General features: G+C 48.0%; 11 protein-coding genes. 6 read left to right on the top strand and 5 right to left on the bottom strand.

What is annotated here, in order from left to right; translation table 11 throughout:
• Positions 1–51 precede the first annotated feature (51 nt).
• Positions 52–1593 (bottom strand): helicase HerA-like domain-containing protein, encoded by a 1542-nt coding sequence (locus AC3WS5_RS00625; protein WP_492465249.1) that lies wholly within the window; start codon positions 1591–1593, stop codon positions 52–54.
• Between the two features lie 414 nt (positions 1594–2007).
• Here AC3WS5_RS00625 and AC3WS5_RS00620 point away from each other — a divergent pair, with 414 nt between their 5' ends.
• On the top strand, positions 2008–2706 hold the full coding sequence (locus AC3WS5_RS00620) for a response regulator transcription factor (RefSeq protein WP_492465248.1): 699 nt from the start codon (positions 2008–2010) through the stop codon (positions 2704–2706).
• Between the two features lie 72 nt (positions 2707–2778).
• Here the strand turns inward: AC3WS5_RS00620 and ruvB are convergent, their stop codons facing one another.
• Positions 2779–3813 carry a Holliday junction branch migration DNA helicase RuvB gene (ruvB, locus tag AC3WS5_RS00615; RefSeq protein ID WP_492465247.1) on the bottom strand — a complete coding sequence of 345 codons (1035 nt, stop codon included), beginning with the start codon at positions 3811–3813 and terminating at the stop codon, positions 2779–2781.
• 223 nt (positions 3814–4036) lie between these two features.
• A complete protein-coding gene (locus tag AC3WS5_RS00610; RefSeq protein WP_492465246.1) occupies positions 4037–7045 on the bottom strand; it encodes a leucine--tRNA ligase in 3009 nt (1002 codons plus the stop codon).
• A 72-nt stretch (positions 7046–7117) separates the two neighbouring features.
• Here AC3WS5_RS00610 and AC3WS5_RS00605 point away from each other — a divergent pair, with 72 nt between their 5' ends.
• The 5 genes from AC3WS5_RS00605 to AC3WS5_RS00585 all read left to right on the top strand — a co-directional run bounded on the left by AC3WS5_RS00605 (position 7118) and on the right by AC3WS5_RS00585 (position 11611).
• On the top strand, positions 7118–7990 hold the full coding sequence (locus tag AC3WS5_RS00605; protein WP_492465245.1) for a cell division protein FtsX: 873 nt from the start codon (positions 7118–7120) through the stop codon (positions 7988–7990).
• Between the two features lie 108 nt (positions 7991–8098).
• Positions 8099–8329, top strand: a complete 231-nt coding sequence (locus AC3WS5_RS00600) for a DUF3098 domain-containing protein (RefSeq protein WP_492465244.1) — start codon at positions 8099–8101, stop codon at positions 8327–8329.
• Between the two features lie 83 nt (positions 8330–8412).
• Positions 8413–9234 carry an undecaprenyl-diphosphate phosphatase gene (locus AC3WS5_RS00595; RefSeq protein ID WP_492465243.1) on the top strand — a complete coding sequence of 274 codons (822 nt, stop codon included), beginning with the start codon at positions 8413–8415 and terminating at the stop codon, positions 9232–9234.
• 97 nt (positions 9235–9331) lie between these two features.
• Complete coding sequence (locus AC3WS5_RS00590; protein ID WP_492465242.1) at positions 9332–10663, top strand: MFS transporter; 1332 nt, start codon at positions 9332–9334, stop codon at positions 10661–10663.
• 87 nt (positions 10664–10750) lie between these two features.
• A complete protein-coding gene (locus AC3WS5_RS00585) occupies positions 10751–11611 on the top strand; it encodes an MBL fold metallo-hydrolase (RefSeq protein ID WP_492465241.1) in 861 nt (286 codons plus the stop codon).
• On the opposite strand, the gene AC3WS5_RS00580 is transcribed toward AC3WS5_RS00585, so the two are convergent.
• Positions 11608–12432 carry a DUF3108 domain-containing protein gene (locus AC3WS5_RS00580; protein WP_492465240.1) on the bottom strand — a complete coding sequence of 275 codons (825 nt, stop codon included), beginning with the start codon at positions 12430–12432 and terminating at the stop codon, positions 11608–11610. The two genes, AC3WS5_RS00585 and AC3WS5_RS00580, sit on opposite strands and share 4 nt — an antisense overlap.
• On the bottom strand, positions 12419–13420 hold the full coding sequence (locus AC3WS5_RS00575; RefSeq protein ID WP_492465239.1) for a lysylphosphatidylglycerol synthase transmembrane domain-containing protein: 1002 nt from the start codon (positions 13418–13420) through the stop codon (positions 12419–12421). Before AC3WS5_RS00575 ends, AC3WS5_RS00580 begins: the two co-directional genes overlap by 14 nt.
• Positions 13421–13437: the final 17 nt, after the last annotated feature.

The raw sequence follows: 13437 nt of genomic DNA, 5'->3' as shown, positions 1-13437 counted from the left end.
TTTTTCCGGGCCCGAAATTGCAGCCGGCACGAAACCTGGATTTTAATTTTCCTAAAAGAGACGGTTGGTTCGCCTCCTGCTACTGCCGATGCCGATGGCGCCGAGGATCGACCGGATAATGGTGTTTCCGGCAGTTCGGGCGAAACTGCGGACCAGCGGATCGTCCAGGATACCTTTTTCCCGTGCTTGCGGTCGGGCCGCGTCCTTTTGCTCCTGAACCGCGCGGTCGCGGGCGGCGGCAGCATCCAGTTTTTCGGTCAGGATCTCATATGCGCTTTGCTGATCGATTTCCCGGTTGTAATGGCCAGCGATCCTGGATTTACCCACGATGGCGCTGATTTCCCCGTCGGACAGGACATCCATCCTGCTTTGGGGTGGTCTGACCATACAATGAACCAGGGGTGTGGGAATACCTTTTTCGTTTAGCAGGGTGACCAGTGCTTCTCCGATGCCGACCTGCGTCAGCAGCTCATCGGTTTTGTAGAATGTGCTCAGGGGATAATTTTCCGCGGTCTGTTTGATCACTTTACGATCGGCTGCGGTAAAAGCGCGCAGTGCATGCTGCACTTTAAGTCCCAGTTGAGCCAGCACCGGCGCCGGCACGTCCATCGGATTTTGGGTGCAGAAAAATATACCGATTCCTTTGGAGCGGATCAGTTTAATGGTGGTTTCGATCTGGTCGAGCAGCGCCTGGGTCGCGTTGTTGAATATGAGGTGGGCTTCATCAATGAACATCACCAGTTTGGGTTTGTCCAAATCGCCGGCTTCGGGGCTGACTGCGTACAGTTCAGCTAATAATTGCAGCATGAATGTGGAAAAAAGTTTGGGTTTATCCTGGAGGTCCGTGACCCTCAGGATGGAGATCATCCCCCTTCCATCGTTGTTAATGCGCATCAGATCATCTACTTCAAAGCTGGGTTCTCCGAAGAACATATCGGCACCCTGTTGTTGGAGTTCAATTACTTTTCTGAGGATGGTCCCCGTGGAAGTAGTTGAAATTTTGCCATAGGTTTTTTCCAGTTCGGCTTTTCCTTCATCGCTCACAAATTGCAGGACCTTGATAAAGTCTTTCAGGTCGAGCAGTGGTAGCTGATTGTCATCGCAATATTTAAAGATCATGGCGACAAAGCCACCCTGAGTATCGTTCAGGTCCAGGATTTTGGAAAGTAACACCGGGCCGAATTCAGAAACGGTGGCTCTCAGCCTGGTGCCTGGTTCCCGGCTGAGTGTCAGAAACTCGACAGGGTATGCCGTGGGCTTGAATTCGATTTCCAGTTTTTGACAGCGATCGGTGATCTTGTCGTTCAGCGTTCCCTCGGCGCCGATACCGCTCAGGTCGCCTTTAATATCCATCATAATGACCGGAATGCTGGCATCACTGAATCCTTCGGCCAGAACCTGCAGGGTTTTGGTCTTGCCGGTACCTGTGGCGCCCGCGATCAGACCGTGCCGGTTGAGCGTTTTGAAGGGGATCGACACATCGGCTCCGGGTACCACCTGCCCATCGAGCATCGCCCTTCCGATTTTATAACTTTCAGATTTAAATGTGTATCCGGTTTTAATTTCTTCCGAGAATTTAGCTGAATCTGCCATGGGTTTGATTTATTTGGATAAATGTCCGAAAATAACTGATAAGTTTGGCTAAATTCTTGCCATTCAATTATTGATAGGAGTTGGCGGTAGCCGGTATAAAAGAATTCAAGAAGGCAATCGGATAGTGCGTCCTATCTCGGGCTTATTGTCCGGGAAGCGTTTCCTGAAGGACGCTTTGGGCAGCGAATGTATAACCTCGGCGGATTCTGGAAGCAGGGCTATAGATTCCAGGGCCCAGATGGAAAAAAGATGTCATGTTTCAGAAACAAACCTGGTTTTGCGGGACAATTAAGCGGAGTAATTTGCGGCCGGAATTATTGGCTGTTGGTTTTTAACAAAAAATTGGTTACCACTTGTTAATAAGTGAAAAATGCATTAACTTTATTTGCCGGGAACGGTAAAAAAACAGAAACTATGGAAGCTAAAAAACCCCGAATTTTATTGTGTGAGGACGACCTGAATCTTGGAAATGTACTGAAGAATTATCTGGAGCTTAACGATTACGAGGTGACCCTTGAGAGGGACGGTCGACTTGGGCTGGCCGCCTTTCAGCGGGAACGGTTTGATCTCTGTCTGCTGGACGTGATGATGCCGCATATGGACGGATTTACTTTGGCCGAGGAGATCCGGGATGTAGATCCTGATATTCCGCTTTTCTTTCTCAGTGCCAAGACGATGAAGGAGGATATCATCCAGGGTTATAAGCTGGGTGCAGACGACTATATCACCAAGCCATTTGACAGCGAGGTATTGCTATTGAAAATCAGGGCTATTCTGAAAAGAAATGAAGAATTAAATAAAGAGTCAGAAAATAAGGAATTTAATTTGGCGAGTTACCATTTTAATCCTAAATTGCGGCAGTTGAGTCACAATGGCAATACGCAGACTCTTTCTCCAAAAGAAAATGAGTTGCTGAAGATGCTGGCGGAACATCTCAACGATCTTCTACCCCGCGAGCAGGCACTGAAGAAGATTTGGGGTAGTGATACTTACTTTAACGGGCGCAGTATGGATGTCTATATCGCCAAGCTTCGTAAGTATTTAAAAGACGATGAAAAGATTGAAATCGTGAATATTCACGGAAACGGTTTTAGGCTTGTGGTGCAAGAGTGATAAATTTTGGCTTAGGCTCAGATTGAGAAATAATAAACCTGTCTTGAGAAATCAGGCAGGTTTTTCGTTTTTTCAGAAGTCCAGTTCCGGGGAATTCGCGGAACTCCGGGGTTTCTTCCCCAGGTGTTCGTAAGCTTTGTGGGTTACTTCGCGCCCTCGCGGTGTTCGTTGCAAAAAGCCCTCCTGGATCAGGAACGGTTCGTAAACCTCTTCGATGGTTCCCGGTTCTTCGCCTACGGCGGTAGCAATGGTCGTGATGCCCACCGGGCCTCCCTTAAATTTTTCAATGATCGCGAGTAGTATCCGGTTGTCCATATCATCCAGTCCGTATTCGTCCACGTTCAACGCCTTCAAGGCGTGACGGGTAATACCCATATCCACGATCCCGTCGTTCAGCACCTGCGCAAAATCCCGTACCCGGCGTAATAATCCATTGGCGATCCTTGGCGTGGCCCTGCTGCGTGCCGCAATTTCTGCCGCCGCTTCATTAGAAATATCTACGTCCAGGATATGGGCAGACCTCAAGATGATGGACGTCAGGACATCTGCATTATAATATTCCAGTCTCGATTTTATAGCGAAACGGGATAGCAGTGGTGCTGTAAGCAGTCCGCTTCGCGTGGTGGCGCCAATCAATGTGAAGGGGTTGAGGGAAAGCTGGATGCTTCGGGCGTTCGGGCCGGAGTCGATGAGGATGTCGAGCCGGTAATCCTCCATCGCGGCATACAGGTATTCTTCTACAACGGTGCTAAGCCGGTGGATTTCATCAATAAACAGCACATCGCGTGGCTCGAGGGAAGTGAGTAGTCCGGCGAGGTCGCCCGGTTTTTCCACGACCGGCCCGCTGGTTTCCTTGATATTTACTTCGAGTTCATTGGCGACAATTCTCGACAGAGTGGTTTTGCCCAGACCGGGTGGGCCGTGAAAGAGAATATGATCGAGCGCTTCACCCCTGATCTTGGCGGCTTTGATGAAAATCCGCAGGTTTTCAATAAGCTGCGGCTGTCCGGAAAAATCCTTGATATACGAGGGCCTGATGGTATTTTCAAAATCCCTGTCAACGGCGTTCAGCCCTTGTTTCTCCCTGTTCAGGTTGGGGTTGTTCATTTGAATCCAAAGGTAATTCTATTCAGGAGAAGAAGCACGGAGAATTACGAATTACGAGGCTGGGAGAATTACGAATTACGGAATTACGAATTACGAGCGGGAACCCGAAGAAGAAATGATCCATGCGTGTTTCTGAACTGGTTGGAAGCCTCAATTTTACATGCGGTTCTCTCATCTACGGGCCATTCGTAATTCGTAATTGAATGAATTATGAATCGGCATCCTAAACAACGACATTAACCATCTTGTTTTTTACGTATATGATTTTTTTGTGTTGTTTTCCGTCCATCCATTTCTTCACGATCGCGTTTTCCAGCACCAGCGCTTCTACTTCTTCCTGATTTGCATCCAGTTTAATTTGGATCGTAGTCCGCAGTTTCCCGTTAACCGAAACGGGGTATTCTTTGCTGCTTTCCTGCACGTACTTCGCTTCGAATAAAGGATACGATGCATCCAGAACGCTGGTATTGTTACCAGATGCATGCCATAGCTCTTCGGCAATATGCGGGGCATAGGGTGCCAGCATGATCAGCATCGGATCCAGGATTTCTTTTTTATGACATTTCAATTCAGTGAGTTCATTGACCAGGATCATGAAAGCGCTTACGCCGGTGTTGAAACTGAATCGCTCAGTATCTTCTTCAATTTTTTTGATGGCTTTGTGCAAGACTTTCAGTTCGGCTGCCGTTGGTGTACCCGCAAGGCTCAACATGCCGGCTTCCGGTTCGCCGCTGTAGAATAATCTCCATAATTTCTTCAGAAAACGGTGCACGCCCTCAATACCTTTGGTATCCCAGGGTTTACTCATTTCTACCGGTCCCAGGAACATTTCGTACATCCTGAAGGTGTCGGCGCCGTATTTCCTGACCAGGTCATCGGGATTAACCGTATTGAATTTTGACTTGGACATTTTCTCTACCTCCGATCCGCACAGGTAAACGCCGGGAACGGCCGTTTCGCCCGATGCAGGGGGAGCATAGTTCGTTCCATCTTCCAGGATAAATTCTGCTGTTGCAAATTCGCCGCCCCGCCACTGCCTGAATTTCTGGATATCCAGTGCAAATCCTTCAACCATATTAACGTCCACATGGATCCTGTCAACCAACTTGCCGTCATACTCCAGGTCTTTGCTAAGCAGGCCTTTGGATACAAATTTATTTTCACCGTGTATCCGGTACACAAATCTGCTGCTGCCCTGGATCATTCCCTGGTTAACGAGTTTTTTATAGGGCTCGTCAAATCCCAGGTAGCCCAGGTCTGCCAGTACTTTTGTCCATAAGCGGCTGTACAGCAGGTGTCCCACCGCGTGTTCCGTACCGCCAATATAAAGATCTACCTGGTTCCAGTAATCGCTGGCTTCCCGGCTGCAGAAGGCCTGGTCGTTGCGCGGATCCATATACCGCAGGAAATACCAGCTACTGCCTGCATAGCCGGGCATCGTGGAATCTTCTCCACGCCCGCCTTCAAACAGGGGAGACTCCAGCCAGGCTGTATTGTTACTCAGGGGGCCTTGTCCGTCTTTACCGGGTCTGATATTTTCCATTTCCGGAAGCTCAACGGGCAGTTTGCTTTCGTCAAGCGGATAGACGATCCCATTCTTCCAGGAAACGGGGAAGGGCTCGCCCCAGTAACGCTGTCTGCTGAAAGCGGCATCGCGCATTTTATAATTGGTCTTTCTAATGCCGATGCCTCTTTTTTCCAGTTCAGTGATCACCAGTTCCAGGGCTTCGCGCATGACCATCCCGTTGATGAAATCAGAATTTTCCAGGATGGCATCTTTTGTGGGATTTGCTTCCTGGCCGTTGAACGCGGATCCGATGATGTTGGTAATGGGGATATCAAAATGGCGCGCGAATTTGAAATCACGTTCATCACCGCAGGGAACCGCCATGATGGCTCCTGTGCCGTAGCCTGCCAGCACGTACTCACTGGTCCATATAGGAATTTCCCGTCCGTTAAAAGGGTTGATGGCAAATGCTCCGGTGAAAACACCCGAGATCTTCTTTTCGGCCATGCGCTCTCTTTCGCTCCGGCTTTTCACCCAGTTTACGTATTCATCCACTGCTGCCGCCTGCCCCTCAGATTTTATGATATCTACCAGATCCAGTTCTGGGGCGATCACCATGAAATCCACCCCGAATATGGTGTCGGGCCGGGTGGTGTAGACGCGCAGCATCAAATCAGTTCCTTCGCTGCTGTCATTAACCTGAACGATCGAAGCCAGAGGCTGATATTTTATTTTGAAGTCAATTTCGGCGCCACTGCTTTTGCCGATCCAGTTAGACTGCATTTCCTTCATGGCATCGCTGAAATCCACGCGGGTAAGGCCTTCCAGCAGCCGGTCGGCATATTCGGTGATACGCAGGTACCACTGGCGTAATCTTTTTCGCACAACCGGGAAACCGCCTCTTTCACTGAAACCATTGATCACTTCATCGTTGGCAAGTACCGTACCCAGCGCCTCGCACCAATTCACTTCGCCATATCCGCAAAAGGCCAGCCGGTACTGCATCAGGATATCATGTTGGATGGCTTCGTTGAAGCCTTTCCATTCATCGGATGTGAACTTTTTGTTGGGGAACTTCTCGTCCGGAACCGGATGGTTTGTATTCCCTTCTGCTTCAAAAATCCCGATCAGCGTTTCTATAGGTTCGGCTTTTTGCTTTAGTCGGTTAAACCAACTTTTAAACAATTTCAAAAAGATCCATTGTGTCCACTTATAATAAGCGGGGTCGTTGGTGCGCACCTCGCGGCTCCAGTCGTAAGAAAAACCGATCTTATCCAGTTGTTTCCGGAAAGTATTGATGTTGTTTTCCGTGGAAATAGCCGGGTGAATACCGTGTTCAATCGCGTATTGTTCGGCGGGCAATCCAAAGGCATCGTAACCCATAGGATGCAGCACGTTAAAGCCTTTCAGCCTTTTGTACCGGGCGTAAATATCGCTGGCAATATAACCCAGCGGGTGACCTACGTGTAGGCCCGCTCCACTGGGATAGGGAAACATATCCAGAACATAGCATTTGGGTTTTGTGCTTTCATTGGAAACCAGGTAGGTTTTATTTTCCACCCATTTTTGCTGCCACTTTTTCTCTAATTCATTAAAATTGTATTCCATACTCTTGTTGATCTGCCTGCGGGAAGCTACTGATTCAAAGCCGGAATTCATAATGATCCGGAAACCGTTCTTCCCTGCAAAAGAAACCTGAAGATCCAGGGCGACAAATTTAAGCATTGTAGGGTTGAATCCATTAAATTTGCCTGGACGCAGCTAAACGGGCTTCAATTTATTATTGAATTTTAATATATGACCGAAAAGGAAAAAACGACGACCAAGCGGGGCAAGGCGTCTTATTTCATGGCGATTATGGGGGTGACGCTGGTACTTTTTCTGTTAGGTATTATCGGCTGGCTCCTGATCAATACCCGTGCATTGGGCCAGCACTTCAAAGAGAACGTGGAGGTTAATGTGTATCTGAGAGATCCGCTGAATCCCGAGGATAGTGCATCGTTGGTCAGGTATATTGCGGCCAGGCCCTATGTTAAGGAATACGTCTTCGTGACCAAGGAAATGGCCAAGAAAAAATACATGGCAGACGGGAATGAAGACTGGAGCCAGGTGCTTACCGAGAATCCGCTCCCTAACAGCATCGATTTTAAACTGAAGCCGGGGTTTGTAGATCCCGACACGCTGAAGTCCATCAAGGCCGACCTGGAAAAGCAAACTTATGTTTCGGGCGTGCAATACCAGGAGCAGCTTGTCAGCAACCTGAACTCCAACCTCAATAAAGTGAGCTGGGTTTTGCTGGGAGTAGCCATCCTGCTGGGCCTGGTGGTGATCTTTTTGATAGATAATACTATCCGGTTAGCCATGTTCAGTAATCGTTTTACCATCAAAACCATGCAGATGGTAGGCGCCACCAGGGGGTTTATTGCCAGGCCGATGGATATCCGCGCCATTTTGAACGGTTCCCTCAGTGGTGCAATCGCAGTGGCGGCGGTCTATGCCATTATAAAAACTACGGAGAACTGGGTGCCGGAGCTGAAGGCGATCCGGAACAACACCTCAATGATCCTGTTGTTTTTGGGGATGATCATTCTGGGTATCCTGATAACGCTGTTGAGCACGCATAGCAGCGTGCTCAAGTACCTGCGGAAGAAGCTGGATGATCTTTATTAAAAAGGTGGCAGGTGCAGGTCTAGCAATGTGGCGTCAGGATGCTCACAATCAAAAATTAATAAAAGAATTGTGTAACTAATATTAATATTGCATTTTTAAAATTCAGGCATGAGTCAGAATCAAGGTGAAACTACCATGTTCAATAAAAAAAATTACCGCTGGATGCTCGCGGGCGCTATCCTCATCACGCTGGGCATGTTCCTGATGGCGGGAGGCAAGAGTGACAATCCTGCAGTTTTTGATGCAGGTGCTGTTTATAGTTTCAGGCGGATCACAGTAGCGCCACTGGTGATACTGGCAGGTCTGGCTTTGGAGATCTATGCCATTTTTAAAAAGTAACTGATTTTTATTTCAACGAATTTCTGATACCTTACGGGCGGCCTGACATGAAATCTAGCCGCTTTATTATTTAAAACAAGTCCATGAGCTTAATACACGCCCTCATCATAGCTATTGTGGAGGGGATCACCGAGTATCTTCCGATATCCTCCACCGGCCACATGATCATCACCAGTTCTTTTCTGGGGATCAATAAAAACGAATTCACCAAGCTTTTTGAGGTGGCCATTCAGTTTGGGGCCATCCTCGCTGTTGTTGTCTTGTACTGGAAAAAGTTTTTAGATTTCAAGCGCTGGCAGTTTTATTTGAAGTTGGTGATTGGTGTGATCCCTGCAGTGGTGCTGGGGTACCTGTTTTCTTCAAAAATTGATGAGATGCTGGAAAGCCCGCTGGTGGTGGTCATCTCCATGCTGTTGGGCGGAATCGTCCTATTATTTATAGACCGGGCATTTAATCATCAGACGGTCCACAGGGATGAAGACATCACCCCCAAAATGGCTTTTATGACGGGGGTTTGGCAATGTGTGGCTATGATTCCCGGCGTCAGCCGCAGCGCTGCTTCTATCATTGGGGGGATGCAACAAAAGTTCTCCCGGAATGTGGCGGCAGAATTTTCCTTTTTCCTGGCGGTGCCTACAATGACAGCAGCTACACTGTATTCCATATTCATCAAGAAATGGCTATCGAACGGTACCGAGATTAAAGGGTATCAGCTCATCATGCAGTCGCAAGAAAATCTGATGGCATTCGTGTTGGGCAATGTGGTGGCTTTTTTAGTAGCTTTATTGGCTATTAAGTTTTTTATCGACTATTTGAAAAAACACGGGTTTAAATTATTTGGATGGTATCGTATTGTGGCGGGCGTGATCCTGCTGGTGCTGTTGTATATGGGCGAAATTCACTAACCTGGAAGCTGCTTACCGGCGTACCCGGCGTGTTTCCGGTAATTTCCGGTAAGGGCGGTTATCGGCTTCTTTCCGGATTAAATGCTAAATTAATCATATGGATGGTGGCGCTATGACGACGGCTCCGCGCAGGGTGACTAACGGCTGGGCCATGTATGACTGGGCTAATTCTGTTTATAGCCTGGTTATCACTTCCACAATTTTCCCCGCTTATTTTGAAGCGGTAACCAGGGATCCCGCGCCCGGCTTAGCTTTGGGAGAGGTCCGGTTTTTGGGAAGGGTCTTCATCAACACCGCATTGTATAATTACGCGCTTGCTTTTGCCTTCCTGGTAGTGGCCATTATCTCACCCCTGTTATCTTCCATTGCCGATTACAAGGGTAACAAGAAATCTTTTATGAATTTCTTTCTGACCATGGGAAGTGTGGCGTGCATGGTCCTTTTCTTCTTCACCCGCGAACGGCTCTGGCTGGGGATTCTTTGCATGGTGATCAGTTGTATTGGTTTCTGGGGAAGCCTGGTTTATTACAATTCTTTCCTTCTAGAAATTGCGGCTCCGCAGGACAGGGATAGGATCAGCGCCCGGGGCTATGCTTACGGATACGTGGGAAGTGTGATCCTGCAGGTCATTTGTTTTGTTTTCGTGTTCAAGCCCGAACTGATCGGTGGAAATGAAGATAGCACTATTCAGTACCGTCTTTCATTTTTGCTGGTGGGCCTCTGGTGGTGGGGTTTTGGGCAGTTTTCGCTGAGCAGGTTGCCGCGGCCGGCGGCTGCGTCAGGTAATCACGTAAACGGGCGGGTCATTATCAACGGATACCGCGAGCTGAAAAAAGTGTGGGGGCAGGTCTCGAAGATGCCGGTGCTGAAAAGATACCTGTTGGCCTTCTTTTTTTATAACATGGGCGTGCAAACCGTTATACTGGCTGCTACATTGTATGGGAAGAGCGAGCTAGCGATTCCAACGACCAATCTCATTCTCGCTATACTGTTTATTCAGGTCATTGCTATTCCTGGCGCCTACAGCGTTTCCTGGTTATCTAAGAAGATCGGTAATTTCGGTGCACTGATTGTGGTTGTTTTTCTGTGGATCCTTATTTGCTACATCGGGTATATCCTTCCCAAAGGTGGTGTCATGGCGTTTTACGGACTTGCGCTGTTGGTGGGTTTTGTGATGGGAGGCATCCAGTCGCTCAGCCGCAGCACCTACAGTAAACTGATGCCCCCGACGAAAGATACGGCATCGTTCTTCAGCTTTTATGATGTAACGGAGAAGATCGCCATCGTGATCGGTATGTTCAGTTTTGGGTTCATCAATGAACTAACGCGTTCGCAGCGTTCCAGCGTACTCACGCTGATGGTTTTTTTTATTGCCGGTCTTGTGGGATTATTTTCAGCCCTCCGGGCTAAAAAGAGACTTGCAGTCTGAAGCAAATTTCCCGAAATTCGTATATTCAGGTCTTTGGGGTGATATCCCCGGATATGTCCCATCTTGTTCATTACGATATAAATATATATGAATCTTTATACTATTAATGGCGGGCATTTTAAGCTGGATGGCGGAGCCATGTTTGGCGTGGTGCCAAAAAGTATCTGGCAAAACCTGAACCCTTCGGATGAAAATAATATGTGCTCCTGGGCGCTGCGCAGCCTGTTGATAGAGGACGGCGACCGGCTGATCCTGGTGGATACGGGGATGGGGAATAAGCAGAGCGAAAAATTCTTCGGGTACTATTACCTCCACGGCGATGATACGATTGATAAAAGTCTGGCTGCACACGGCTTCAACCGCGATGACATCACCGATGTTTTTTTAACACATTTACATTTTGATCATTGTGGGGGGGCTATTGAAAAGCGTGGCGACCGGTTTGAACCGGCATTTAAAAATGCTGTTTACTGGAGCAATCAGGATCACTGGAAATGGGCCACGGAGCCTAATCCCAGGGAGAGAGCTTCTTTTTTGAAAGAGAATATCCTGCCGATTCGGGAAAGCGGCAGACTGCAATGGGTAATCCATCAGTCTTCTGTTGACGGTAAGGATTTTCAGGCTGATTTTATGCCGGGCATGACGGTTCGTTTTGCTTATGGTCATACCGATGCCATGATGTTGCCTCAGGTTCAGTATAAGGGCCGGACGATTGTATTTATGGCTGATTTGCTGCCCTCAGCGGGACATATTCCGTTGCCTTATGTGATGGCTTATGACACCCGCCCCCTGTTGACGATGGAAGAGAAAGGCAGGTTTCTGCAGGAAGCGCTGGAAGGGAATTATATCCTTTTCTTTGAGCACGATCCTGTATTAGAGTGCTGCGATTTGCAGCAAACTGAAAGGGGTATCCGGCCGAAAAGTTTTTTTAAGCTTTCTGAGATCTAGAATTTCCGGATCAGCGCGGTCATGGGGCTTTTAAGGTTTTGAAATCCCATCATATCAATCTTCACCTTACCGACGATGATCGGGCTCTCTACGCGGACCGGCATTTTGTTGGCATCATCGGTCACCCAAATCGTCATTTTCTCGCCGCCTTCAAAAATACTTCCCCGGAGCGTGAGTGGTTTGAATTTGATGGTTCTGAATTTGCCGTACTTCGTGCTGATCACTTCCTTTCCAAGGTAGCGGACGTAGATATTGTGGATTTCATTATCAAGGAACAGGTTGATAGGCACCCTGTCGTTAACACGTAATTTATTGTAGTCGATGTTCCGTGCGTAGAATACAGAGCTTACCACATCGTGCACACAGTGAGGGACCTTGTAAACACCGTCATTCGTAATAGCTGTGGAAGCTGATTTATTGAAGTTCACATTCTCGTATTTCTTGTAACCGCCTTCGTTGATATTTCTCACAAATTTCAGCGGCTGCATCGTTTCCACGTCCATATAGGTTTCATACAGATCGCGGGCTTTATAGGCCCACTCGTAGGAAGGGAGGGTACGGCCTTCGGCCACGATGTGGTAAACCGGGCGGCCGTTCAGGCGTTCCATTGTTGTAGCAAAAGAGCCCGAACCTGCAAGTACGTATACATTGCCTACGGAGTAGTAAACATTAAAAGCGACCTGTTCTCCCGCATTGAACGAGGTATTTGCGATGGAGCAGGACGCTGCCGGAGCGAGTTGTCCATCGCCGCCGGGAATTTCTTTTCCACCGGGCTGGAAAAACAGTATGAAAGGGATAAATGCCAGTCTAAGCGTTTTCATAATTATTCTTAAAAATTTTGTGGATACCCAGGATAAGCAGACTGCCAATGATTGCGGGTATCACCAAATTTATAAACCAAATACTCAATGAGGTTAAACTGATGCCCAGGTGATTAGCGCTGTATAACCCCAGTAGTTTCAGACTAATTTCATTTTTCAGCCCCAGATCCGTAAACAGGGCAATCGTGGGAATCAGCGCCATGATCAAAAACATAACGCTGAGTGTCATCCAGGCCTGCCAGAAATCAACTTCCACACCAAACAGGTGAAACAACAGGAAATACTGACAGATAAAGATCAAAAACCTCCCTGCAGATATGGACAGAAATCTGAGCAACAACGTTGCATCAAATTTTTCCAGCGCTTCCAGCACCCACCGATACTTCCTGAATGCAGGCAGGTTATCTATTATTTTCACCAACCATGCCAGTCTGAAGTAAAATAACGTTAAAATGCCCAGCCCTGCAAAGGTACTGAAGAAGATGGTTTGGTACCAGATAGGCGACAGAATGCCGCCAGCAATCATCTCCTCACGTATGAAAAACAGGGCCAGTAATCCCATCAGGATCGTGATGATCAACTGGCTCAGGCTACTCACGATGGTCGGCGAGACCGCTTTTATTTTGTTCCCCTCATCCAGGTACAGTACCCGCCCGGCATATTCCCCGATGCGGTTTGGCGTGGTGATGGAAAAGGCCAGTCCCGCAAAAATGGCCATATTAGCCCGCAGAATACTCACTTTTTGTACCTGTTTCACAGCGAGCTGCCATTTGTAGGATTCAAGGCCCCAATTACATAACATCAGCACCAGAACGAGCGCCAGGTAGTAGAAGCCAGTGGCTTCCAGCGTTTCACGGATCTGCCGCCAGGATTGAATCAGGTCGGGCTGACGCCGGATCTGGTGGTAAATAGACCAGCCCAGCCATAAAAACAGTAGGGGCGCAAAAAAGTAGTTGAAAAATATTTTGATATTTTTGTTGATCTTCATAAATCAGGACGCAAAAA

The sequence above is a fragment of the Niabella sp. CPT15-335-S11 genome (assembly GCF_058792415.1).
The sequence above is the reverse complement of the archived record's forward strand: the minus strand, read 5'-3'. Positions and strand labels throughout refer to the sequence as shown.